This is a genomic window from Nocardioides sambongensis (assembly GCF_006494815.1).
Classification (GTDB): Bacteria; Actinomycetota; Actinomycetes; order Propionibacteriales; family Nocardioidaceae; genus Nocardioides; species Nocardioides sambongensis.
Genome location: NZ_CP041091.1, coordinates 3811227 through 3834334, shown reverse-complemented (window position 1 = coordinate 3834334; position 23108 = coordinate 3811227). Strand labels below are relative to the sequence as shown.

The window sequence follows — 23108 nt, the reverse complement described above, 5'->3', positions numbered from 1 at the left end:
GAGGGGACGAGGAACGTCGTCGGGTGTTCAGAGCTCCTCGTCGAGCAGGGTCAGGACGTCGTCGTAGATCTCCAGTGCCGTGGCCACCTCGTCGGCGGTCACCACGCAGGGAGGTACGACGTGGATGCGGTTGTCCGCGGTGAACGGCAGCAGTCCGCGGGAGACGAGCTCGCCCTTCGCCCGCGCGATGCCCGCTGCCGGCAGGGGTGCCCGGGTGTCGGGGTCGGCGACGAGCTCGAGCGCCCAGAAGACGCCGCTGCCGCGCGCCTCGCCGACCACCGGGTGCTTCTCGGCCAGGGCGGCCAGCCCGGGTCCGATCACGTCGGTGCCGAGGGTCCGGGCGTTCTCCACGATGCCCTCGGACTCCATCGTGTCGAGGGTGGCGACCACCGAGGCCGCCCCGAGCGGGTGGCCGGAGTAGGTGAGGCCGCCGGGGAAGACCCGATCGTCGAAGGTCGCGGCGACCTCGTCGCTGATCACCACCCCGCCGATCGGGACGTAGCCGGAGTTGACCCCCTTGGCGAAGGTGATCAGGTCCGGCGTCACGTCGAAGGCGTCGAAGGCGAACCACTGGCCGGTCCGACCGAAGCCGGCCATCACCTCGTCCAGGATCAGCATCACGCCGAACTCGTCGGCGATCTCGCGCACGCCGGGCAGGTAGCCCGGCGGGGGCACCATGATCCCGGCGGTGCCGGGCACCGACTCGAGCAGGATCGCGGCGACGGTGCTCGGGCCCTCGCACTCGATCACCCGGCGCAGGTGCTGCAGCGCGCGCTCGCACTCCTCCTCCGGCGTCGTCGCCCAGAACTCGCTGCGGTAGAGGTAGGGGCCGAAGACGTGGATGTGGCCGCGGGCGTACTCGTTGGGGATCCGGCGCCAGTCGCCGGTGGCGTTCACCGCGGCGGTGGTGTTGCCGTGGTAGGAGCGGTAGCGCGAGATCACCTTGTCCCGGCCGGTGTGCAGCCGCGCCATCCGGATCGCGTTCTCCACCGCGTCTGCGCCGCCGTTGGTGAAGAAGACCTTGTTCATCCCCTCGGGCGCGAGCGCGGTGATCCGCTCGGCCGCCGCGCCGCGCGCCAGGTTGGCGGTCGCCGGCGCGATGGTGGTGAGCAGGTCGGCCTGCCGCTTGATCGCCTCGACCACGGCCGGGTGCTGGTGGCCGATGTTGACGTTGACCATCTGGCTGGAGAAGTCCAGGTAGCGCCGTCCGGCGTGGTCCCACACCGTCGACCCGCTGCCGCCGGCGATGACCATCGGGTCGAGGGCGGCCTGCGCCGACCAGGAATGGAACACGTGGGCCTTGTCGAGGCGCTTGGCCTCGGCGTCGAGATCCACTACGTCAGTCGTCATCGTCTGCCTTCCGTCGGGGCGAGGGGTCTCGCCGTACCAGGTGGTCGCGGTCGCGGGGTGACCGGCGGTGGTGGGGCGGGGGTCCCGCCCCACCACCGTTGCTAGTTGCCGCCCTCGGTGAGGGTGACGTCCATCGGCTCGAAGGACGACCCGGTGGTGTCCACGTCGTCACCGAGCTCCTCGATCGCGTCCTCGATGTAGGTGTTGTCGTACGCCGTCTCCGGCGGCTCGGCGGTGATCAGGTTCTGTCCCTGCTCGTTCACCGCGGCGAGCGCGCCCTCCACGGTCTGGTCCCAGGCCGCCTCGTCGATCACGCCGACCCCGTTCTCGGCCGGCCAGATCAGCTTGTTCGTCTCGTTCGCCATCCACAGCTCGTGGCTGGGGCCCCAGTTGGAGCCGGCCGCGACGGTGATCTCGGCGGCGGACTCGACGTTGTCGCGGGCATAGGCCCAGCCCTTGATGACCGCCTTCAGGAAGGCGACCGTGGTCTCGGCGTACTCCTCGTCGGAGTCGAGCCGCTCGGTGTCGGCCCAGATCGCGTCCTGGAGCATCGCGCCCTCGGTGTCCTCGTAGGCGATGACGTTGAAGTCCTCGGGCGTGTACAGCTCGCCGGTGTCCGGGTCGACGGTCTCCAGCAGCTGGGCGTACTCGTTGTAGGTCATCGCCTGCGCTGCGTCGATGTCGCCCTGCAGGAACGCGTTCATGTTGAAGTCCTGGGTGACGATCTCGACGGTGCTCGCGTCCAGCCCCTCGGCCGCCATCGCGGCGAAGATCTCCCACTCGTTGCCGAAGCCCCAGGAGCCGATCTTCTTGCCCTCGAAGTCGGCGACCGAGTCGATGCCGGAGTCGGCCCAGGCGACCTGGAGCGTGCCCGAGCGCTGGAAGATCTGCCCGACGTTGGTCAGGTTGGCGCCCTGCTCGATCGAGCCGAGCACCTTCGGCACCCAGGCGATCGCATAGTCGACGTCGCCGTTGGCGAGCGCGTCCTGCGGGACGATGTCGCCGCCGGACGGGATGATCTCGACGTCCAGCCCCTCCTCCTCGAAGAAGCCCTGGTCCACGGCGGCGTAGTAGCCGGCGAACTGGGCCTGCGGCAGCCACTGCAGCTGCAGCTTGACCTCGGTGAGGTCGCCCGATCCACCGCCGGAGTCGTCGTCGCTGCCGCAGGCGGTCAGGAACGTGGCGGAGGCGGCGACGATCGTCGCCGCCGCGAGGCCGCGGCGTACTGATCTCAGCATGGTTCTTCCTTTCGAGGGGTGGTGGTGAGGACGTACGCCGCGCGACGTTGCGAGGGCGGACGGTGCGAGCCGACCAGAGGACGCGCGCTCACGGCGTGGCCCCGGTCGGCAGCAGTCGCTGCACGAGACGTTCGAGCAGCAGGGTCACGACGTACGCGACCAACCCGAGAACGATGGCGGCCGCGACGTAGGCCCAGGCCCGGGCGTAGGCGCTGGTCGCGGCGCTGGTGGAGATGAAGCTGCCGAGCCCGCCGCGCGGACCGCCGAAGTACTCCGCGACGAGGGCCGAGATCACGGCCAGCGAGCTGGCCACCCGGATCCCGGTGAGCACGAACGGCGTGGCCGAGGGCAGGGTCAGCGTGCGGAACCGCTGCCAGCCGGAGGCGGCGTAGGAGCGCATCAGGTCACGGTGCAGGGCGGTGGTCTGGTGCAGCCCGCGCACGCTGTTGACGTAGACCGGCACGAAGGCGGCGATACCGGCGATCACCCGGCGGCCGTACTCGCTGTCCGCGCCGTACATCGAGTTGAGCACCGGGGCGAGGGCGACGATCGGCACCACGGCCAGCCCGGCGACGACCCAGGCGAACATGCCCTCGACCCAGCCCGCCCAGCTGGCCAGCGAGGCGAGGGCCACTCCGGCCAGCGAGCCGACGACCAGGCCGACGAAGGCGTTCACGCCGGTGATCCAGAACGCCTCCCGGATCGCCTCGCTGTTGGCCTGCCACTCCTCGACGATCTCCGCCGGACCCGGGAGCAGGTACGGCGACACCTCGACCACCGAGACCAGGAACTGCCACACGGCGAGCCCGAGCAGCCCGACGACGACCGGCGCCAGCACCTTCGCGGCCCGGGCGCCGCCCGGGGACGGAGCCGTGGCGGCACTCATCGGGCCTCCCGGCCCGAGCCGGTGACCGGGCTCCCGTGCAGCGCCTCGCGCACCTCGGTCACCTTGGCGAAGAAGTCCCGGTCCTCGCGCAGCGCGTCGTCGCGGGGCACCTCGCGGCCGATGCCGGTGGTCACCACGCCGGTGATCCGCCCGGGTCGCGGCGACATCACCACCACCCGGTCGGCCAGGAAGACCGCCTCCGGGATCGAGTGGGTCACGAAGACCACGGCGGCACCGCTCTCGGCGCACAGCCGGGCGAGCTCGGCCTGCATCCGCTCGCGGGTCATCTCGTCCAGTGCGCCGAACGGCTCGTCCATCAGCAGCAGCCGGGGCTGCTCGGCCAGCGACCGGGCGATCGCGACGCGCTGCTGCATGCCGCCGGAGAGCTGGTCGGGGTGGTTCTTGGCGAAGTCGGTCAGGCCCACCAGGTCGAGCAGCTGGGCGACGCGCTCCCTGCGGTCGCGGCGGGGCAGGTCGTGCAGCTCCAGCGGCAGCGCCACGTTGGCGGCGACGGTGCGCCACGGCAGCAGGCCGGCCTGCTGGAAGGCGATGCCGTAGTCCTGGTCCTGGCGGGCCCGGGCGGCGGTCTTTCCGAAGACCTCGACCTCGCCGGTGGTCGCCGACTCCAGGTCGGCGACCACCCGCAGCAGGGTGGACTTGCCGCAGCCGGAGGGCCCGATCAGGGCCACGAACTCCCCGGGCGCCACGTCGAGGTCGACGTCGCTGAGCGCCTCGACGGTGCCGCCCCGGGTGCGGAAGGTCTTGGTCACCCCGCTGACCCGGACCGCGGGCACCCCGGTCGGGCCGGGCAGGCTCGGGGGTAGGACGGGCTCGGGTCGGACGCGCGATCGGTCAGGTGGTCGGTCATGTGGCCTCTCCACGTCGGTAGGGGCGCAGCAGCACCCCGATCAGGGTCACGAGCATTCCGGCCACCAGCCCCAGCGCGATCGCGCCGAAGATCGGGGCCCAGGCCTTGGCCGGGTCGCCGGACGCCTGGCCGGCGTAGGAGACCAGGAGGCGGCCGATCCCGTCCAGGTACCCGGTGGACACCTCCGCGACCACGGTGCCGACGACCGCGCTGGCCGCGCCGAGACGCAGCGCCGGCAGCAGGTAGGGCACCGCGGACGGCATCCGCACCCGGAGCATGGTGGTCCACCAGCCGGACGCGTAGGACCGCATCAGGTCGGCGTGGATCCGGGAGTGCGACTGGAGTCCCCGCAGCGCGCCGATGGCGACCGGGAAGAAGGCGAGATAGCTGGCGATCACCGCCACCGAGAGCCAGGGCGGCCACTCCCAGCCGCCGATCTCGATCCGCGCCCCCCAGCTGCGCACCACCGGCGCGAACGCGATCAGCGGGACGGTCTGGCTGAGCACGATCCAGGGCAGCAGACCCCACTCGAGGACCCGCAGCCGCGCCATCAGCAGGGCCAGGCCGAGGCCGACCACGGTGCCGACCAGCCAGCCGACGGCGGCGATGCCGAGCGAGACCAGGGCGGCGTCGGCCACCGTGCGCCACAGCGGCTCGGCGCCGGGGAGGCTGGTGGTCGGCTCCCCCAGCCGGGCCACCATGTCCCACACGTGCGGCATCGCCAGGTCGGTGGTGCGGGGCAGCACCCGGCTGTCCCCGATCATCACCCCGTCCTCGGGCGCCAGCGCCTTGTACGCCTCCCAGAGGCCGGCGACCGCGAGCAGCCCCAGCAACCCCAGCATCGGCGCCCGCAACCGGGCCCCGAGCCCGTGCAGCGGCCGGGACCGCAGGCCCGCGGCGCCGGGCGCGGCGGTCGTCATCGCCGTCGAGCTCATCGCGGCACCCCCTCGCGCCGCCCCGGCTCCAGCTCCACGCTCACGCCTTCGCGGTGACGTGGTCGCGCAGCCGCGGGATGATGCTCTCGCCGTAGACCCGCAGCGTCTCCTCCTTGTTGTCGTGCTGGAGGTAGATCGCGAACTGGTCGACGCCGATCGCCTTCAGCTCCTCGAGCTTGGCGATGTGCTGCTCGGGGTGCCGAGCAGGCAGAACCGGTCGACGATCTCGTCCGGCACGAAGTCGACGTGGTCGTTGTCGGCCTTGCCGTGGGTGTTGTAGTCGTAGCCGGTGCGGCCCTTGATGTAGTCGATGAGCACCTGGGGGAACTCCGCGTGCTCGCCGTACTTCGCAACGATGTCGGCGATGTGGTTGCCGACCATGCCGCCGAACCACCGGGTCTGGTCGAGCATGTGCTGCCGGGCAGCGGGGGTGTCGTCGCCGAGATAGGCGGGTGCCGCGACGCAGAAGGTGAGGGCGTCGGGGTCCCGGCCGGCCGCCTCGGCGGCATCGCGGACCTGGGTGATCATCCACTGCGCGACGTCGACGTCGGCCAGCTGCAGGATGAAGCCGTCGCCGGCCTCGCCGGCCGCCTTGAGCGCCATCGGCCCGTACGCCGCGATCCACACCTCGAGCGAGGACGACCGTGCCCACGGGAACTGCAACGTCGCGCCGTTGTGCTCCACCGCCCGGCAGTTGCCGAGCTCGCGGATCACGTGGCTGGCCTCGCGGACCTCCTTGAGCGTGCACGGCTTGCCGTTGAGCACCCGGACCGCGGAGTCGCCGCGGCCCATCCCGACCACGGTCCGGTTGCCGTACATCTCGTTCAGCGTGGCGAAGACCGAGGCGGTGACCGTCCAGTCCCGGGTGGCCGGGTTGGTCACCATCGGTCCGACCACGACCCGGTTGGTCTCGGCGAGGATCTGGCTGTAGATGACGTAGGGCTCCTGCCACAGCAGGTGGCTGTCGAAGGTCCAGACGTAGTCGAAGCCGTGCTCCTCGGCCTGCTTGGCCAGACCGACGGTGCGCCAGGCGGGTGGGTTGGTCTGCAGGACGACGCCGAAGTCCATGGTGTTCCTCTCGGGGTGATGGGGGGTGCGAGTCAGACCAGGTACTGGGTGAGCTCGCGCTTGAGGTACTGCCCGTGGCCGGCGCGGCCGTGATAGGTGCCGTCCGAGACCAGCACCGTGCCGCGACTGATCACCACGTCGACGTGGCCGTCGATCTCGAACCCCTCCCACGCGGAGTGGTCCATTGCCATGTGGTGCGTCCTGCCCTCGCCGATCCCGATCGAGGTGTGGCCGCGGGGGTCGTAGACGACGATGTCGGCGTCCGCGCCCGGCGCGATGACGCCCTTGCGGCCGTAGAGGCCGAACATCCGGGCCGGCGTGGTGGAGGTGATCTCCACCCACCGCTCCAGGCTGATCCGGCCGGTGACCACGCCCTGGTACATCAGGTCCATCCGGTGCTCGATCGAGCCGATGCCGTTCGGGATCGCCCGGAAGTCGCCCTTGCCGAGCTCCTTCTGGTCCTTCATGCAGAACGGGCAGTGGTCGGTGGAGACCATCTGCAGGTCGTTGGTGCGCAGGCCGGCCCACATCGCGTCGAGGTGGCCCTCCTCCTTGGAGCGCAGCGGCGTCGAGCAGACCCACTTGGCGCCCTCGAAGTCGCCCCACTCCTCGCTGAACGCGGCGAGCTGCTCCTCCAGCGAGAGGTAGAGGTACTGCGGGCAGGTCTCCCCGAAGACGTTCTTGCCGCGGTCGCGGGCCGCCGCCAGCTGCGCCACCGCCTGCTGCGCGCTGACGTGGACGACGTACAGCGGGGCGCCGGTGACGTCGGCCAGCATGATCGCGCGGTGGGTGGCCTCCTCCTCCATCTGCCAGGCGCGCGCGACGCCGTGGAAGTACGGCGAGGTCTTGCCGGCGTTGTAGAGCTGCTCGGCGAGGACGTCGATGGCCGGGCCGTTCTCGGCGTGCATCATGGTCAGCAGGCCGTTGTCGGCGGCCACCTGCATCGCCTTGAGGATCTGGGCGTCGTCGGAGTAGAAGACGCCCGGGTAGGCCATGAACAGCTTGTAGGAGGTGATCCCCTCGTCGACCAGGGTGGTCATCGCCTTGAGCGACTGCTCGTCGACCCCGCCGATGATCTGGTGGAAGCCGTAGTCGATCGCGCAGTTGCCGCGGGCCTTGTCGTGCCAGGCGGCCAGTCCGTCCTCGACGCGCTCGCCGTACTTCTGCACGGCGAAGTCGATGATCGAGGTGGTGCCGCCCCAGGCCGCGGCCCGGGTGCCGGTCTCGAAGGTGTCGATCGCGTGGGTGCCGCCGAACGGCAGCTCCATGTGGGTGTGCGCGTCGATGCCGCCCGGGATCACGTACTTGCCGGTCGCGTCGACGACCCGGTCGGCGCTGGCGGCCAGGTCGCTGCCCAGCACGGTGGAGCCGGGGGCCAGGACGGCGACGATCTGCTCGCCGTCGACCAGCACGTCGGCCTCGGTGCGTCCGGTGGCGGTCACGACGGTGCCGCCCTTGATCAGCAGGGTGCTCATGGGTCCTCCTCGTGCTCGGTGGTCAGGCCTGGGTGATCGCGGCGTAGGAGTCCGGCCTCCGGTCCCGGTAGAACTGCCAGTCGTCGCGCATCCGCTGGACCAGGTCCAGGTCCAGGTCGCGCACCAGCAGCTCCTCGTGCTCGCTGCTGCCCAGCTCGCCGACGAAGTTGCCGCGCGGGTCGATCACCTGGCTGGTGCCGTAGAAGTTCACCGCCTCGTCGCCGTACTCGTTGTCCTCCAGCCCGACCCGGTTGGGCTGCAGCACGAAGTAGCCGTTGGCGACCGCCGCGCACGGTCCCTCCACCTCCCAGAGCCGGTTGGAGAGGCCCGGCTTGGTGGCGTTGGGGTTGAACACGATGTGGGCGCCGTTGAGGCCGAACTCCCGCCACCCCTCGGGGAAGTGGCGGTCGTAGCAGATGTAGGCCGCGATCTTGCCGACCGCGGTCTCGAAGACCGGGTAGCCGAGGTTGCCGGGGCGGAAGTAGAACTTCTCCCAGAACTTCTCCACGTGCGGGATGTGGTTCTTGCGGTACTTGCCGAGCACCGTGCCGTCGGCGTCCACGATCACCGCGGTGTTGTAGTAGACGCCGGTCTGCTCCTCCTCGTAGATCGGCAGGACCATGACCTGGCCCAGCTCCTTGGCGAGGGCGGCGAACCGCTGCACGATCGGGCCGTCGGCCGGCTCGGCGTAGCGGTAGTACTTCTGGTCCTGGGTGATCCCGAAGTAGGGCCCGTAGAAGAGCTCCTGGAAACACATCACCTGCGCGCCCTCGGCGGCCGCGTCACGAGCGAACTGCTCGTGCTTGTCGAGCATGGACTCCTTGTCGCCGGTCCAGGTCGTCTGGCTGATGGCGGCACGCACGATCGTCATGAAGGTCCTCCCTGGGCGCTCCGGGCCCCCGTGGTTTTCTGTTATCGTGGGAGTTGAACATTTCGCCGCGATGACGCGGATGTCAAGGGTTTTCGACAGCCGAAGGACCGCGGACCATGAGCCTCGTTCCCGCCGAGATGGGTCTGACCGGGCTCGGTGACCGCACGCCCCAAGGCATCGCGGGGGCGATCAGCCGGGCGATCCGGTCCGGTGGGCTGGCGCCCGGCCAGCGGCTGCCGACGGTGCGCGACGTGGCCGCGGAGCTGGGGGTCTCCCCCGCCACGGTCAGTGCCGCGTGGCAGGCGTTGCGTCGTACCGGGCTGGTGGTGGCGCGCGGCCGCGCGGGCACCTTCGTGGCCGACGCCCCCACCGCCTGGCTCTCACCCCGGCAGCGCTCGCTGGTCGGCGCGATCGCCGAGGAGACCCGCTGGGACCTCTCCCGCGGCACCCCCGACCCGACGCTGCTCCCCGACCTCGGCCCGGCCCTGCAGCGGGTCTCCCAGCGCGCCGGGACGCTGACCTACCAGGACGAGCCGGTGCTGCCGAAGCTGCGGGAGGTGCTGGCGTCCAGCTGGCCCTACCCGGCCGAGGTGATCACCGTGGTCGACGGCGCCACCGACGCGATCGCACGGACCCTGGAGCAGGTGGTCTCGTACGGCGACCGCGTGGTGCTCGAGTCGCCCGGCTTCCCGCCGTTCTTCGACCTCGTCGAGGCGCTGGGCGCCGAGGTCGTGCCGGTCGAGCTGGACGCCGAGGGCATCCGACCGGACTCGCTGCGCGGAGCCCTGGAGGCGCGCCCGGTCGCCGCGGTGCTGCAGCCCCGCGCCCACAACCCGACCGGGATCTCCACCAGCACCGCGCGCGCCGCGGCGCTGGCCAGGGTGGTCGCGCGCAGCGGCGAGGATGCGCCCTGGATCCTCGAGGACGACCACTCCGGGGCGATCAGCACCGCGCCGGACGTCTCGCTCGGCACCCACCTGCCCGAGCGGGTGGTGCACGTGCGCTCGTTCTCCAAGAGCCACGGCCCCGACCTGCGGATCGCCGCGCTCGGCGGCCCGGCCGAGCTGGTCGACCGGCTGATCGCGCGGCGCATGCTCGGACCCGCGTGGACCTCGCGGATGGTGCAGACGATCCTGCTCGATCTGCTCACCCACGCCGGTTCGATGGACGCGGTCGGCGAGGCGCGGCGGCAGTACTTCGGGCGCCAGCGGGAGATGGTCGCCCGGCTCGCCGAGCTCGGGCTGGAGGTGCCCACCCCGGACGGGATCAACCTGTGGCTGCCGGTCGCCGACGAGGGCGCCGCCACCACGGCGCTGGCGGCCGCGGGCATCCGGGTGGCCGGAGGTGCACCGTTCCTGGTCGATGCCACGGCCGACACCCCGCACGTGCGGATCACCTCGGGCGTCGTACCGGCGGACGAGGCGGGGGTGGTCGCCGCGGCGATCGCCGCCGCCCTCACCTGAGCGACCCGGCGGGCGCACCGCCGGAAATGGCACCGACCCGGCGCGGACGCAGATGCGTCCACGCCGGGTCGGCGGTGGTTCGAGCCGTGGATCAGGCCGTGGATCAGGCGGGGAAGCCCTTGCCCGACGCGGCGAGGTCGCGCAGCCACGGGGTGGCCGAGAAGCGGTCGCCGTACTTCGCGGCGAGCTCGTCGGCCCGCCTCACGAAGGCGGGCAGCCCGATCTCACCGGACTCCTTGTCCTCGTAGCCGGTCATGAACTGCGCCGCGCCACCGGTCATCGGCGGGAAGCCGATGCCCATGATCGAGCCGATGTTGGCCGCGGCGGCCGAGGTGATGACGTTCTCCTCGAAGCACTTCGCGGTCTCCAGTGCCTCGGCGAACATCATCCGGTCGCGGATGTCCTCGATCGGGATCTGGTCCTCGGAGACCGGGAAGAGGTCGGCGAGGCCCTGCCACAGCGAGCCGCGCTTGCCCTCGGCGTAGTCGTAGAAGCCGGCGCCGCGCAGGCGACCGGGGCGACCCGCCTCCAGCATCTTCTCGACCACGACCTGGCCCGGGTGCGGCGTGTACGACGCACCGTCGCGCTCGGCGGCCTCCTGGGTGGCCTTGCCGATCTTGGCCATCAACTCCATGTTGAGCTCGTCGGTCAGCTGCAGCACCGGCGCCGGGTAGCCGGCCGAGGTGGTGCCCCGCTCGATGCTCCAGGGGTGGATGCCCTCGGCCAGCATCGCCAGGCCCTCGTTGACCATGAAGCCGATGACCCGCGAGGTGTAGAAGCCACGGCTGTCGTTGACCACGATCGGGGTCTTGCGCATCTGCAGGACCACGTCGTAGGCCTTGGCGAGCGCCTCGTCGCCGGTCTCCTTGCCGGAGATGATCTCGACCAGCGGCATCTTGTCGACGGGCGAGAAGAAGTGCAGGCCGATGAAGCGGGAGCGGTCCGACTCGTTCTCCAGGCCCGCCGCCAGCTCGGTGATCGGCAGGGTGGAGGTGTTGGAGCAGAGCAGCGCGTCGGGAGCGAGGTGCGGCAGGATCTCGGCGAAGACCTTGGCCTTCAGGGCCGGGTCCTCGAAGACCGCCTCGATCACGATGTCGGCGCCCGCGGCCGCGGCCGGGTCGTCGGTCGCGGTGATCCGGTCGAGCAGCTCGGCCTTCTTCTCCTCGGTCGACTTGCCGCGGCTGATCGCCTTGTCGAGCAGGCCCGCGGAGTAGGACTTGCCCTTCTCGGCGGCCTCGACGGAGACGTCCTTGAGGACGACCTCCGCGCCGGCCTTGGCCATCACGTAGGCGATGCCGGCGCCCATCATGCCGGCACCCAGGACGACGACCTTGCGCGCGGTGTACTTGTCGACGCCGTCGGGGCGCAGCGAGCCGGAGTTGATCGCCTGCAGGTCGAAGAAGAACGCCTGGATGGTGTTCTTCGCGGCCTGGCTGGTCAGCAGGCTGACGAAGTAGCGCGACTCGATCCGCGACGCGGTGTCGAAGTCGACCTGGGCGCCCTCGACGGCCGCGGACATGATCGCCCGGGTGGACGGGAAGACCGCGCCCTTGGTCTGCTTGCGCAGCATCGCCGGGAACGCCGGCAGGAAGCCAGCCAGCGCCGGGGAGGACGGCTTGCCGCCGGGCATCTTGTAACCGGGGGCGTCCCACGGCTGCAGGCCCGCCTCGGGGTTGGCCTTGATCCAGGCCTTGGCGGCCGGGACCAGCTCGTCGCGGGTGGCGACCAGCTCGTCGACCAGGCCCTTCTTCAGCGCGGCCTGCGGATTGAACTGGGTGCCCTGGAGCAGGAAGTCCATCAGTGCGCTCTGCAGGCCGAACATCCGTACGGTGCGGGTGACGCCGCCGCCGGCCGGCAGCAGGCCGAGGGTGGACTCGGGGAGGCCGATCTTGACCGACCGGTCGTCCACGGCGATCCGGTGGTTGCAGGCCAGGGTGATCTCGCAGCCGCCACCGAGCGCGGCGCCGTTGATCGCGGCGACGACCGGCTTGGGCAGCTTCTCCAGGCGGCGCAGGGAGGACTTCACCTTCTCGCACTGGGCGAAGACGGCCGCGCCGTCGTCCTTGCCGGACTTCATCATGTTCTTCAGGTCGCCGCCGGCGAAGAAGGTCTTCTTCGCGCTGGCGACGACGACGCCGGTGACCGAGTCGGCCTCGTCGTAGAGGCGGTCGACGCAGGCGTCCATCGAGCTCAGGTAGAGCTCGTTCATCGTGTTGGCGCTCTGGTTCGGGTCGTCCAGGGTCAGGGTGACGATGCCGTCCGCGTCCTTCTCATAGCGCACGGCGGTCTGGGTGTCGGTGCTCATCTGTCTCTTCCGGGTCCTTGTCAGCTCGAGGTGGGCGGCGCTGGTCTGATCGCTCAGACGCGCTCGACGATCGTGGCGATGCCCATGCCGCCGCCGACGCAGAGCGTGGCGAGGCCGCGGCGCAGGTCGCGTCGCTCGAGCTCGTCGATCAGGGTGCCGAGGATCATCGCGCCGGTGGCGCCCAGCGGGTGGCCCATCGCGATGGCGCCACCGTTGACGTTGGTGATCTCGTGGCTGATGTCCATGTCGCGCATGAACCGCATGGCGACCGCGGCGAACGCCTCGTTGATCTCGAAGAGGTCGATGTCGCCGACCTCCAGGCCGGCCTTGGCCAGCGCCTTGCGCGCCGCCGGGGCGGGGCCGGTGAGCATGATGATCGGGTCGGCGCCGGAGACCGCGGTGGCCAGGATCCGGGCGCGCGGGGTGAGGCCGAGGTCGGAGCCGACCTGCTCGTTGCCGATCACGGTGAGCGCGGCACCGTCCACGATGCCCGAGGAGTTGCCGGCGTGGTGGACGTGGTTGATCTTCTCGACCCAGTGGTACTTCTCCAGCGCCACGTCGTCGAAGCCCGCGTCGGCACCGATCTGGGCGAAGGACGGCCGCAGGCCGGCCAGACCCTCGACCGAGGTGTCGGGGCGGACCGTCTCGTCGCGGTCGAGCACGGTCAGGCCGTTGAGGTCGGTGACCGGCACGATCGCGTTGTCGAAGTAGCCGTTGGCCCACGCCTTGGCGGCACGGTGGTGGGACTCGGCGGCGTAGGCGTCGACGTCCTCACGGCCCCAGCCCTCGAGGGTGGCGATCAGGTCGGCGCCGATGCCCTGGGGGACGAAGCCGGCCTTGAAGGCGGTGGCCGGGTCGGCCGCCCACGCGCCGCCGTCCGAACCCATCGGCACCCGGCTCATCGACTCGACGCCACCGGCGAGGATCAGGTCCTCGAAGCCACCGCGAACGCGGCCTGCCGCCTGGTTGACGGCCTCCAGGCCCGAGGCGCAGAAGCGGTTGAGCTGCACGCCGGCGACGGTGTCGGGGTAGCCGGCCGCGATCGCGGCGGTCTTGGCGATGTCGCCGCCCTGGTCGCCGATCGGCGACACGACGCCGAGGACGACGTCGTCCACGCGCGCCGGGTCCAGGCCCGGGTTGCGCTCCTTGACCGCGTCGAGCAGGCCGACGGCGAGGTCGACGGGCTTCACCTCGTGGAGGGTGCCGTTCGCCTTGCCCTTACCGCGGGGCGTGCGGATGTGGTCGTACACGAATGCTTCTGCCATGACCGTCCTCGATCGGGAGTGGTGCGTGCGGGTGGCTGGCGCCGCACGCCGGGGAATGTGCTCACTGACGATTGTGACACCACTACTGTCACAGTCAAGGGCGGGGCGTACTCACCGGTCACCGCGACGTAACACCGGCGCAGCAGACGGGCCCTAGATTCCGACGGTCGCGCGGTCGCGCGCGACCGGACGGAGCGCAGATGGAACCCGAGCACCCCCGACGACGGCGCCGCACGCCGCCGGCGCTGGCCGAGCGGTCGGTCTACCACGGACTGGACCGTCGGTCCGTCCGGTACGGCGACCTCGTCGCGCACTCGATCGCCGTCATCTGTCCCTCGGCCAGCGCCCTCAGCACCGCCTTCGCCCTGCCCCGTGTGGTCGGCGATGGCGCCTGGCTCAGCGTGCTGCTCGGGATCGGGCTCTCCTGGTTGCTGGCCTCGGCGTTCGGCGAGTTCGCCGCGCGCTTCACCGCCACCGGCTCGCTCTACACCTACGCGGCGAAGGGTCTGGGCGCCACCGCCGGCCTGGTCGTCGGATGCGGCCTGCTGCTCGGCTACACGGCGCTGGTGCAGTACGGCCTCGTCGACGCGAGCAACCAGGTCGGTCAGGCGTACGTCGCGTTCGGCGGTGGCGGACCGCCGAGCCCGGTGGTGCTGGCCGGCTTCGTGGTGCTGGCGGCGTCGGCCTGCGTCGGCGTGCTCTGGCGGGGGATCCGTTGGTCGAGCCGGTTCGCCTTCGCTGCCGAGGCGATCACCCTGACCACCCTGGCCGCGGTGCTCGGCTGGACGGCGGTCCAGCACGGGCTCGGGCTGGACCGCGTCCTCTCGCTCGACGACGCCGCGCCCGGTCGGGTGCTGGCCGGCGCGGCGATGGTGATGACGGTGACCATCGGCTTCGAGTCCTGCGCCGCGCTCGCCGTCGAGGCGGAGCGTCCGTTCCGCACGGTGCCCCGCGCCATGCGCGTGAGTGTGTTGGTGACCGGGGCGGTGATGCTCTCCGCTCTGCTGGTCAGCAGCGGCGTGGCTCCGGGCGAGCGGGTGCGCGGCCGGTGGTTCTCCGACCGGGTCGTCTCCCCCGCCGACGGGCTGGTCCTCCTGGTGGTCGGTCTGTCCTACCTCGCACTCGCAGTCTGCGTGTGGACCGCGGCCAGTCGGCTGCTCTTCGCCTTCGCTCGCGAGGGCCTGCTCCCCGCCCGGCTCGGCCGCACCGGCTCCCGGACTGCGATCCCGGGCTTCGCGGTCCTGGTCCTGCTTCCCTTCGCGCTCGCGCAACCGCTCCTGCTCACCCTGCGCGGGAAGGACCCCGGCACCGGCTCCTACGACGTGCTCGTCTCGGCCACGGTGATCCTGATGCTGGCCTACGGCATCACGGCGGCCGCGACGATCCCGTTCGTCGGCAGGCTCGACGAGCTCACCCCGCGCGTGGCCGCGACGGCCGCGGTCGGCGTCGTCGGCACCGCCGCACTGACCTGGATCGAGCTCCGCGACAACCTCGCCCGAGGCGGGTACGACGTCGCGCTGGCCGTGCTCGCCGTGGTGCTCGCAGGGGTGGCCTGGCGGGCGGCGCTGCGGCGCCGTACAACCGGGGTGGCGCGGGTCGGCGGCCACGAGGAGCCACTGCGCTCCGAGGTGCTGGTCCCCGCACCCGGCGCCGGACCAGCGGGTCCACGGTGACCGGCGAGGGCTATCGCGCCCGCCAACCGGGGGCCGTGGACAGCGCGTTCGCGGTGCTCGAGGCCGTGGCGACCCTGGGGCCCGGGACCACCAGTCGCGACCTCGTCGACACGCTGCCGATGTCCAAGGCGACGGTCTACCGGATCGTCAAGCACCTCGTGGAGTCGGAGTACCTGGTCCGGACCCCCGACCTGGCCGGCTTCATGCTGGGCCGACGGGTGCTGGACCTCGCCCGCTCCGCCCTCCCGCAGGAGGAGTCTCATTTGGCACCGCGGGAACGTCACCACGAGCGCGCCGGGGCGGAAACAAAGCCTTCCTAGGTTCAGGGCCACCCGGACGGTGATGCGCCGTCCCGAACGTCAGGAGCCCACGTGCGCAGCATCAGCCACGCCGCGTCCACCCTGGCCCGTTCCCCGAGGCTCCTGATGGCGGCCGGCCTGGCCGCCATCCTGCTCGCGGTAGCGGTCGCCATGGGGATGTGGACGCCCACACCGGTCGCCGCGGAGGATGCGGCGTCGGCCGAGATCGACACCGTCGACGCCCTTCCCGCCACCGAGCCCGACGACCTCCGTGCGCCCCGCGACCCGCTCAGCATCGAGGAGATCGGCTATGCCGAGGCGCTCGCCACGGACGCCCTCCCGTCCGGCGCCGAGACCGTGGACGGCGGGCCCGGGGCCGAGCTGCTCTCGGTCGACCTGGCCTCCACCGACCCGGAGACGACCACCCGGCCGGTCGAGGTCACCTTCTACGACTACGGTGCCGGCGGGGTCGTCGCGGTGACCGTCGAGCTCTACTCCGGCAAGGTCCGCGGCGTGGTCGAAGCGGAGGGGATGCAACCCGCACCGTCCCCGTCGGAGACCTTCGCGGCGACCGAGATCCTGATCGCCTCGCCCGAGGCCCAGAAGCTGGGCACCGAGTACACCGCGATGACCGGTCACCTGATCACCGCCGAGGACCTGATCGTGACCGGCGGCAGCTACTACGACACCGTGGAGAGCCCGCGCGACGACGACTGCGGGGAGCACCGGTGCGTCGAGCTCCAGCTCCAGGAGCCGTCCGGCAAGTACCTCTCGACGACCGACTACGTCGTCGACCTCACCACCGGCGAGGTCATCGTCCTGGCCACCCGCGACCTGCAGTCCTCCCTGGGAGGCAACTGAGATGGGGAACAACGACATGAGGAACCGTCCGATGCGCCGTCTCGCGCTGAGTGCCGCGGCTCTCGCCGGCCTCGCCGGCGGCACCCTGGCGACGATCAGCACCGCGGCACCCGTGGCCGCCGAGCCGGTCGGCGTCACCCCGGCCTGCTCCCAGCAAGGAGCGCTCGAGAAGACCCTGGAGAACGGCACGGCGTGGTCCATGTGCTGGAACATGGACAGCAAGAAGGGGCTGGTGCTCGAGTCGATCTACGTCCGGGCCCCGGGGGACGAGGGCTACCGCCGGGTGCTCGACTCGCTCGCCCTCGCGCAGCTCAACGTGCCCTACGACTCCGGTGAGCACCAGTGGAACGACATCACCTCCTACGGGTTCGGCAACCAGTACCTGCAGACGCTCGACGAGTCGGAGTGCCCCGACGGCGAGATGCTCGACGTGGAGCAGGCCTGGCTGCAGCGCAGCGGAACCACCAACGCCTACGTGACCCGGACGATCCCGGCGATCTGCATCCAGGAGGTCGACTCCGGGATGAGCTATCGCTCGCACGAGCAGGACTGGGGCTCGGTCGACGACGAGCTGCTCTTCACCGACCAGGGCACCGAGATGGTCGTGTCGACGGTCTCGAAGGTCGACTGGTACGAGTACCAGACCCAGTACCGGTTCACCGACACCGGGACCATCGCCTCCCGCCTCGGCGCGACCGGCGACATCTCCCCGGAGGACTTCGCCGACCCGGTCTACGGGTGGCCGGTCGGGGAAGCCGACTCCGACTACGCGACCTCGCACCACCACAACGCGTTCTGGCGGGTCGACTTCGGGATCGACGGGGCGCGCACGCAGCGGGTCCGGATGTTCGACAGCGAGGTGAGCGGGGACGGTGCCCGCGGGCCGATCCTCTCCTCCACCACCACCGAGATCACCACGCCGACGACCATCGAGATGGCCAAGCGGCGCAAGTACAACGTGTACGCCCCGAGAGCCTCAACGCGGACCAACACCCGCGCGGCTACGAGATCGAGTTCGAGGAGAACGACCCTTACGAGGGCAACCCGGAGACCGCCCCCGAGGTGACCTTCACCCAGTACAACGCGTGCCAGGAGTTCGCCACGCACAACCAGAACCCGTCCTGCGCGATGCAGAGCATCCTCGACTACGCCCAGGGCACGCAGGCGATCACCAACCCCGTGGCGTGGGTCAACGTGGGCTTCCACCACCTGGTGCGCGATGAGGACCAGAGCCCGATGCCGGTCCACTGGCAAGGCTTCGAGCTGGTCTCCCGTGACTTCTGGGCGCAGAACCCGCTCACCCCGGCCGCACGGGACTGCATCAACGGCAACCCCGGGGGCCAGATCGACTCCACCGACGCCTGCGGCCATGCGACGACCACCGGCCTGAGCCTGTCCGACACGTCGGTCGCGGGCCCCGACACCGTCACCGCCACGATCAGCGTCAGCGGACCCGGCGAGCAGCAGCCGAGCGGCACCGTCTCGCTGATCGACGGTGACGCGCTGCTCGGCACGGCCGAGGTGGGCGACGCCGGCACGGTGGAGCTCGAGTTGCCCGCGGACCTCGCGGTCGGTGAGCACAGCCTGATCGCCGCCTTCGCCCCCGGTGACGGCACCGCGTGGCTGACCTCGACCTCGGAGCCGGTCCTGCTCACGGTGACCGACCCGGCACTGGCCACCAGCACGATCAAGGCCAGCGCACCGGCCGAGGTCAAGGCGTCGGCACGGGCGAAGGTGAAGGTGCGGGTGAGCACCGACGGCGGCGCCTCACCGACAGGTCGGGTCGTCCTCCGGGACGGCCAGCGGACGGTCGGCGGTGCCCGGCTCACCGGAGGTACGGCGACCGTGCTGCTGAAGAAGCTGGCTCCCGGCCGACACGTGCTCACCGTCAGCTACGCCGGTGACGACGCCACGGCGGCCAGCAGCACCACGCTGCGGCTGCGGGTGGTCCGCTAGGAACGGGACGGGGAACTCGCATGACGGAGAGGACCGGGCTGCTCGGGCGGCTCGGTCCTCCCGTGCGCGCGGAGGGCCGCCAGCGCTCCGCGCGGCGGTGGGCCGCGGCCGGGGTCACGCTCGCGCTCGCCGTCCTCGCGGCGGTCGGCGTGCACCTCGCGGACCGGTGGGACCGGATCGTGATCACCTCCGGCTCGATGACACCGACCCTGGCCGTCGACGCGACGGCGTGGCTGGACACCGCCGCCGCGGGTGGGGATGGCATCCAGCGCGGCGACGTGGTCGCGTTCACCGCACCCCGGGGATGGGGTCGACCGGGTGAGCCCACGGTGCTGGTGAAACGGGTGATCGCCACCGGCGGCGAGGAGGTCGCCTGCTGCGGTCCCGACGGCGCCCTCCTCGTCAACGGGACTCCCCTCGCCGAGCCGTACCTTCCGACCGGGGTCGCGCCGAGCCTGCTGGCCTTCGACCTGACCCTGCCGGAGGGGACCCTGTGGGTGATGGGTGATGACCGCGCCCACTCCCGGGACTCGCGCCAGGCCGCACTGGGGGCGCGGACGGCGGGGCCGGCGCCGTACCGATGGACTCGGTGCTGGGGCGGGTGGTCGTGCCCCGATGAGATCCCCGCATCCGTCGGCGACTGTGACACGATGACTGTCATGGTTGCGAACCCGAGCGCCGACGAGGACGGGCAGGGCCCCCTGCTGACCCTCGACGAGCTGACCCAGCGCGCCGGGATCAGCGTGCGGACGCTGCGCTTCTACACCACCCGCGGCCTGGTCCCGCCGCCGATCCGTCGCGGCCGGTCCGGCTACTACTCCGCCGACCACGCCGCTCGCCTGGAGCTGGTCCAGGAGCTGCAGAGCCACGGCTTCACGCTGGCCGCCATCGAGAAGTACGTCGCCGGCATCCCCGCCGACGCCACCCCGGAGGACATCGCGCTGGCCCGCACCATGCTGGCCCCCTGGCAGGCCGACCTGCCCGTGGAGATGACCCACGAGCAGGTCGAGTCGAAGGCGGGCCGCGCCCTCTCCGAGGAGGACATCGCCACCCTCCAGGCGCTCGGCGTGCTGCGGATCCGGGAGAGCGGCTACCTGGTCGCCACCAATCAGCTGGCCATCGGCATCCGCCTGCTCGAGCTCGGCTTCCCGCGCAAGGTCGCGGCCGCCGCGGCCGCCGTCTACGCCGAGCACGGGGAGCAGATGGCCAAGGAGCTCTACGACGTGATCCACCGCGAGCTCGCTCCGCTCTACGACGACGCCGAGTCCGACCACTTCCGCGAGGTGATGGAGCGGCTCAAGCCGCTCTCCGTGGGCGGTCTGGTCTCGGCGTACGAGGCTGCGGTGACCCGGGCGGCCCGGGCGCCGCGCTGGCGCTGACCGCGCTCAGTCGACCTGGACCGCCGCGCCGCTCTCGATCAGCGTGTCCACGTCGTCGACGCCCCACGCGGTGAGCGCCTCCCGGGTCTGCGCCCCGGCCTGGGCGGCGGGCGGCAGGCCGAGGGTGGCCTTGCTACGGGAGAAGCGCGGAGCGGGCTGCGGCTGCAGCACGCCCTCGTGCTCGACGAAGATCTCGCGGGCCTTCACGTGCGGGTGGTCCGGCGCCTCGCTGACCCGCAGGATCGGCGCGACGCAGGCGTCGGTAGCGTCGAAGACCGCGCACCACTCCTCGCGGGTCCGCTCCTTGAAGGCGGCCGCGAAGATCGTGCGGAGCGCGTCCGCGTTGGCCGGGTCGTAGCGGTCCGGGGCCTCCTCGGCGACCCCGAGCAGCCGCACGAACTCCTCGTAGAACTGCGGCTCGAGCGCGCCGACCGACATGTGCTCGCCGTCCGCGGTCTCGTAGATGTCGTAGTAGGGCGCGCCGCCGTCGAGCAGGTTCGCCGCCCGCTCCTCCCGGTATCCACCGCCGGCCAGGAAGGCCGACGTCATCGCGTTGAGGTGCGCCGTGCCGTCCACGATCGCCGCGTCCACCACCTGCCCCTGCCCGGACGTCTTCGCCTCCAGCAGGGCGGAGAGGATGCCGATCACCAGGTACGTCGACCCGCCGCCGAAGTCGCCGACCAGGTTGGTCGGGAAGTGCGGTCGGTCCTTGTCCTGGCCGAGCCCGAACAGGGTGCCGGTGATGGCCACATAGTTCATGTCGTGGCCGGCCGCCTGCGCCCACGGGCCCTCCTGGCCCCAGCCGGTCATCCGGGCGAAGACCAGGCGCGGGTTGCGCTCCTGGCACACGTCCGGGCCGAGGCCGAGCCGCTCCAGGACGCCGGGCCGCATGCCCTCGACGAGCACGTCGGCGTCGGCGACGAGGTCCAGGACGGTGTCGATCGCCTTCGGGTCCTTGAGGTTGAGGGCGACGCTGGGTCGTCCCCGGTTGAGCAGGTCGTGCGAGCCGCCGGCCAGCATCTGCCCGCCCGGGCGCTCCACCCGGATCACGTCGGCGCCGAGGTCGGCGAGGATCATGCAGGCGTGCGGGCTGGGCCCGATCCCGGCGATCTCGACCACCTTGATGCCCTTGAGCGGCCCGGTCCCCTGTCCCAGCGCATACGTCATGGCGCCGATCATGGCACGGATCGTGACAGTTGTGCTGTCACGGTCTCGGAGGGCGGCGGCGATCAGCCGATGGGGTCGAGCACGCGCAACTCCGCGAACCGGCCGAAGCCCCGGTCGCGCGTCACCAGGGTCGCGCCACGCTCCAGCGCGATCGAGGCGAGGTAGGCATCGGGCACGTCGTTTCCGCGGAGCCTGTGATCGGTCAGCAGGCCCGTGAAGATCGCCCAGTGTCGCGGCCCGGGACGCACGACATCGACGGTGGGCGCGGCGAGGAGGGTCTCGGAGAACTCGACGAACTCGGCAGGCGTGGTGGCGGGCGAGAACAGCCGTTGACTGGTTGTCAGCCGCGCGACGGCCGACAGCACCAGCTCGGCGACACCGATCGGCATTCCACTGACGATCGTCGACTCCAGCCAGTCACGGACCCGCTCGGCTTCGGCGCTCTGTTCCGGACGCAGCGCGTGCACCAGCACGTTGACGTCACAGAACAGCACGTACGTCGCCCTCGCCGAGCAAATCCTCCACGACCTCTCGGTCGTAGAGGTCGATCGCGGCACCCTCTGCAGGCACCGGATAGTCGAACCGCGGCAACCGGAACGCGCCCCCATCTGGGTGCTCCGCGGCCGCCCGAGCCTCCAGCAGCGCGCGCAGCGCCTCCTCCAGGACCGATCCGATGCTGCGGTGCGATTGAGCTGCGAGCACCTTCGCCCGGGCGAGGAGGTCGTCGTCGATCGAGACCGTCGTGCGCACCGCGTCATCATATCATCAGGCGTGGTGCATCATGATGCGCTGCGCATGGGCAGGAGCTCAACCCGGCTCGACGATGTGGTCGAGCTCGAAGTGCATCGGGTCGGTGTAGCTCCAGTCGCCGCCCCAGGCGAAGCCCCACTTCTTGAAGATCGCGACCACCCCCCGGTCGAGGTCCCCGACGGTCCCCCGCTGGTTGCCCGGCGTGTTGATGTCGATGGCCAGGCCGTAGGAGTGGTTGGAGAGGGTGGTCGATCCGGCGATGAAGCGGGGGTAGTAGCAGCCGGCGTACTCGTCGGGGTTGATCTCGTCCGCCAGCCCGGTCTGCTGGATCTCCAGGAGCGCCGCGCGCAGCTGCGGCATCATGTGCTTGTTGCAGGTCATCGAGCCGAGGATCGGCATCTGCTCGGTGACGATGTGGCTGGCCACCCAGGCCGGATCGGGCTCCACCCGGCCCCCGCCGATCGGCGTGTAGCGGAAGACGCCGACCGCGTCGGCGAACGAGCCGACCGGGATCACCGTCTGGTAGGTGTCCGGGTCGATCCCGCTCTGCGCCACGATGTCGAGCGCGGTGACGGAGAGGTCCTCGAGCTTCTCGATCTCCTCCCGCACGTCCTGCGGGGAGGCCAGCCCGGTGTTGATCAGGAGCGCGTTGCCCTCCGGCATCCCGAGCTCCTCACCCCACCTGTCGTTGACCATCGCGTCCACCACGTCGACCTCCGCGGGCGACCACGCCCCGACGTGGATCCGGTACGTCGTCTTGCCGGACCCGACCTCCAGGAACCCGTCCTCGTCGACCGGCATCCGGTCCCGCAGGGTGTCGCGGACCGCGATCTCGCCACCGGCGATGCGCTCCCACTGCTCCTGCCACTCGGCGCTGTCCTGACCGGTGAAGGCCCGGTATCCGGCCGGGTCGACCGCGGCGATGTTGTAGAGCTTGTTCTCCACGGTGAACTGCGCGTAGGAGAGCGGCTCGGCGGCCTCGACGCCCTTGGTCCGGCCCACCTCGATCGCCTCGATCTGGTCGATCAGCTCCGCCGAGAGGGTGTCGTCGGAGACCACGAGCAGGTCGTCGCCGTACAGCCGGGTGTCCAGCGGCCCGGGCGCGGCGACGGCGTGCGCGGGGTCGGCGGCGGTGCTGATCGGCGGGGCCGAGGAGTCGGTCGCCGCAGGCTCGGTGGAGGCCTCGGAACCGCCGGGAGGGCCGCTGTCGGCTCCACACCCGGCGAGCACGGCCGCAGCACCGACCGCGAGCACCGCGGCGGCCGTCCGTGCGCGTCGTCGCGCCAGTCCCATGTCCCT

20 protein-coding genes and 1 pseudogene are annotated in these 23108 nt (G+C 71.3%); 7 read left to right on the top strand and 14 right to left on the bottom strand.

Going from position 1 to position 23108, the window contains the following annotated elements; all coding sequences use genetic code 11:
• Window positions 1-27: 27 nt before the first annotated feature.
• The 8 genes from FIV43_RS17825 to FIV43_RS17790 all read right to left on the bottom strand — a co-directional run bounded on the left by FIV43_RS17825 (window position 28) and on the right by FIV43_RS17790 (window position 8691).
• Window positions 28-1350, bottom strand: a complete 1323-nt coding sequence (locus tag FIV43_RS17825) for an aspartate aminotransferase family protein (protein WP_141015212.1) — start codon at window positions 1348-1350, stop codon at window positions 28-30.
• A 101-nt stretch (window positions 1351-1451) separates the two neighbouring features.
• Window positions 1452-2588, bottom strand: coding sequence for an ABC transporter substrate-binding protein (locus FIV43_RS17820; RefSeq protein WP_141015211.1), 1137 nt, complete (start codon window positions 2586-2588; stop codon window positions 1452-1454).
• Between the two features lie 88 nt (window positions 2589-2676).
• Window positions 2677-3474 (bottom strand): ABC transporter permease, encoded by a 798-nt coding sequence (locus FIV43_RS17815; protein WP_141015210.1) that lies wholly within the window; start codon window positions 3472-3474, stop codon window positions 2677-2679.
• The gene (locus FIV43_RS17810; RefSeq protein ID WP_231123499.1) at window positions 3471-4244 is read right to left on the bottom strand and encodes an ABC transporter ATP-binding protein; all 774 of its coding nucleotides are present in this window, start codon (window positions 4242-4244) and stop codon (window positions 3471-3473) included. The genes FIV43_RS17815 and FIV43_RS17810 overlap by 4 nt, the downstream gene beginning before the upstream one ends.
• Window positions 4245-4338: 94 nt before the next feature.
• Entirely contained in the window at window positions 4339-5277 is a 939-nt protein-coding gene (locus FIV43_RS17805) for an ABC transporter permease (RefSeq protein ID WP_141015209.1), read from the bottom strand.
• Between the two features lie 162 nt (window positions 5278-5439).
• Window positions 5440-6345: a TIGR03842 family LLM class F420-dependent oxidoreductase gene (locus FIV43_RS17800; protein WP_231123498.1), complete on the bottom strand. Its 906-nt coding sequence runs from the start codon at window positions 6343-6345 to the stop codon at window positions 5440-5442.
• A 32-nt stretch (window positions 6346-6377) separates the two neighbouring features.
• Window positions 6378-7820, bottom strand: coding sequence for a dihydropyrimidinase (hydA, locus tag FIV43_RS17795; RefSeq protein ID WP_141015208.1), 1443 nt, complete (start codon window positions 7818-7820; stop codon window positions 6378-6380).
• Between the two features lie 22 nt (window positions 7821-7842).
• The gene (locus FIV43_RS17790) at window positions 7843-8691 is read right to left on the bottom strand and encodes a nitrilase-related carbon-nitrogen hydrolase (protein WP_141015207.1); all 849 of its coding nucleotides are present in this window, start codon (window positions 8689-8691) and stop codon (window positions 7843-7845) included.
• A 116-nt stretch (window positions 8692-8807) separates the two neighbouring features.
• Between FIV43_RS17790 and FIV43_RS17785 the strand changes: the two genes are divergently transcribed.
• Complete coding sequence (locus FIV43_RS17785) at window positions 8808-10154, top strand: aminotransferase-like domain-containing protein (RefSeq protein ID WP_141015206.1); 1347 nt, start codon at window positions 8808-8810, stop codon at window positions 10152-10154.
• A gap of 103 nt (window positions 10155-10257) precedes the next feature.
• Here the strand turns inward: FIV43_RS17785 and FIV43_RS17780 are convergent, their stop codons facing one another.
• Both FIV43_RS17780 and FIV43_RS17775 read right to left on the bottom strand, forming a co-directional pair.
• Window positions 10258-12459, bottom strand: a complete 2202-nt coding sequence (locus FIV43_RS17780; protein WP_141015205.1) for a 3-hydroxyacyl-CoA dehydrogenase NAD-binding domain-containing protein — start codon at window positions 12457-12459, stop codon at window positions 10258-10260.
• Window positions 12460-12512: 53 nt separating this feature from the next.
• Complete coding sequence (locus FIV43_RS17775; RefSeq protein ID WP_141015204.1) at window positions 12513-13724, bottom strand: acetyl-CoA C-acetyltransferase; 1212 nt, start codon at window positions 13722-13724, stop codon at window positions 12513-12515.
• A 200-nt stretch (window positions 13725-13924) separates the two neighbouring features.
• Between FIV43_RS17775 and FIV43_RS17770 the strand changes: the two genes are divergently transcribed.
• From FIV43_RS17770 to lepB, 6 genes and pseudogenes are all read left to right on the top strand, one after another.
• Window positions 13925-15397, top strand: a complete 1473-nt coding sequence (locus FIV43_RS17770) for an APC family permease (protein WP_141015203.1) — start codon at window positions 13925-13927, stop codon at window positions 15395-15397.
• The gene (locus tag FIV43_RS17765; protein WP_141015202.1) at window positions 15394-15717 is read left to right on the top strand and encodes a helix-turn-helix domain-containing protein; all 324 of its coding nucleotides are present in this window, start codon (window positions 15394-15396) and stop codon (window positions 15715-15717) included. Before FIV43_RS17770 ends, FIV43_RS17765 begins: the two co-directional genes overlap by 4 nt.
• 51 nt (window positions 15718-15768) lie before the next feature.
• Window positions 15769-16557 carry a hypothetical protein gene (locus FIV43_RS17760; protein WP_141015201.1) on the top strand — a complete coding sequence of 263 codons (789 nt, stop codon included), beginning with the start codon at window positions 15769-15771 and terminating at the stop codon, window positions 16555-16557.
• 1 nt (window position 16558) lies between these two features.
• A pseudogene (locus tag FIV43_RS22800) lies at window positions 16559-17796 on the top strand (copper amine oxidase); the annotation flags it as partial.
• Entirely contained in the window at window positions 17794-18513 is a 720-nt protein-coding gene (locus tag FIV43_RS21200; protein ID WP_407938912.1) for an Ig-like domain-containing protein, read from the top strand. The pseudogene FIV43_RS22800 and the gene FIV43_RS21200, both read left to right, overlap by 3 nt.
• Before the next feature lie 20 nt (window positions 18514-18533).
• The gene (gene lepB, locus FIV43_RS17745) at window positions 18534-19892 is read left to right on the top strand and encodes a signal peptidase I (RefSeq protein ID WP_141015200.1); all 1359 of its coding nucleotides are present in this window, start codon (window positions 18534-18536) and stop codon (window positions 19890-19892) included.
• Between the two features lie 6 nt (window positions 19893-19898).
• Here lepB and FIV43_RS17740 read toward each other — a convergent pair whose 3' ends face one another.
• The 4 genes from FIV43_RS17740 to FIV43_RS17725 are packed head-to-tail and all read right to left on the bottom strand — an operon-like array spanning window position 19899 to window position 23102.
• Entirely contained in the window at window positions 19899-21071 is a 1173-nt protein-coding gene (locus FIV43_RS17740; protein ID WP_231123496.1) for a CaiB/BaiF CoA transferase family protein, read from the bottom strand.
• A 50-nt stretch (window positions 21072-21121) separates the two neighbouring features.
• Entirely contained in the window at window positions 21122-21553 is a 432-nt protein-coding gene (locus tag FIV43_RS17735; RefSeq protein WP_181407572.1) for a TA system VapC family ribonuclease toxin, read from the bottom strand.
• On the bottom strand, window positions 21540-21809 hold the full coding sequence (locus FIV43_RS17730) for a ribbon-helix-helix protein, CopG family (RefSeq protein ID WP_141015198.1): 270 nt from the start codon (window positions 21807-21809) through the stop codon (window positions 21540-21542). The genes FIV43_RS17735 and FIV43_RS17730 overlap by 14 nt, the downstream gene beginning before the upstream one ends.
• A gap of 57 nt (window positions 21810-21866) precedes the next feature.
• A complete protein-coding gene (locus tag FIV43_RS17725) occupies window positions 21867-23102 on the bottom strand; it encodes a M15 family metallopeptidase (RefSeq protein ID WP_141015197.1) in 1236 nt (411 codons plus the stop codon).
• Between the last annotated feature and the right edge of the window lie 6 nt (window positions 23103-23108).

What these genes read in the sequence shown, in the direction of transcription:
- lepB (WP_141015200.1), top strand. Translation starts at nt 18,534, where the DNA reads ATGACGGAGAGGACCGGGCTGCTCGGGCGGCTCGGTCCTCCCGTGCGC.
- FIV43_RS17740 (WP_231123496.1), bottom strand. Translation starts at nt 21,071, where the DNA reads ATGATCGGCGCCATGACGTATGCGCTGGGACAGGGGACCGGGCCGCTC.
- FIV43_RS17725 (WP_141015197.1), bottom strand. Translation starts at nt 23,102, where the DNA reads ATGGGACTGGCGCGACGACGCGCACGGACGGCCGCCGCGGTGCTCGCG.
- FIV43_RS17775 (WP_141015204.1), bottom strand. Translation starts at nt 13,724, where the DNA reads ATGGCAGAAGCATTCGTGTACGACCACATCCGCACGCCCCGCGGTAAG.
- FIV43_RS17790 (WP_141015207.1), bottom strand. Translation starts at nt 8,691, where the DNA reads ATGACGATCGTGCGTGCCGCCATCAGCCAGACGACCTGGACCGGCGAC.
- FIV43_RS17825 (WP_141015212.1), bottom strand. Translation starts at nt 1,350, where the DNA reads ATGACGACTGACGTAGTGGATCTCGACGCCGAGGCCAAGCGCCTCGAC.
- FIV43_RS17780 (WP_141015205.1), bottom strand. Translation starts at nt 12,459, where the DNA reads ATGAGCACCGACACCCAGACCGCCGTGCGCTATGAGAAGGACGCGGAC.
- hydA (WP_141015208.1), bottom strand. Translation starts at nt 7,820, where the DNA reads ATGAGCACCCTGCTGATCAAGGGCGGCACCGTCGTGACCGCCACCGGA.
- FIV43_RS17815 (WP_141015210.1), bottom strand. Translation starts at nt 3,474, where the DNA reads ATGAGTGCCGCCACGGCTCCGTCCCCGGGCGGCGCCCGGGCCGCGAAG.
- FIV43_RS21200 (WP_407938912.1), top strand. Translation starts at nt 17,794, where the DNA reads ATGCCGGTCCACTGGCAAGGCTTCGAGCTGGTCTCCCGTGACTTCTGG.
- FIV43_RS17805 (WP_141015209.1), bottom strand. Translation starts at nt 5,277, where the DNA reads ATGAGCTCGACGGCGATGACGACCGCCGCGCCCGGCGCCGCGGGCCTG.
- FIV43_RS17820 (WP_141015211.1), bottom strand. Translation starts at nt 2,588, where the DNA reads ATGCTGAGATCAGTACGCCGCGGCCTCGCGGCGGCGACGATCGTCGCC.
- FIV43_RS17770 (WP_141015203.1), top strand. Translation starts at nt 13,925, where the DNA reads ATGGAACCCGAGCACCCCCGACGACGGCGCCGCACGCCGCCGGCGCTG.
- FIV43_RS17800 (WP_231123498.1), bottom strand. Translation starts at nt 6,345, where the DNA reads ATGGACTTCGGCGTCGTCCTGCAGACCAACCCACCCGCCTGGCGCACC.
- FIV43_RS17785 (WP_141015206.1), top strand. Translation starts at nt 8,808, where the DNA reads ATGAGCCTCGTTCCCGCCGAGATGGGTCTGACCGGGCTCGGTGACCGC.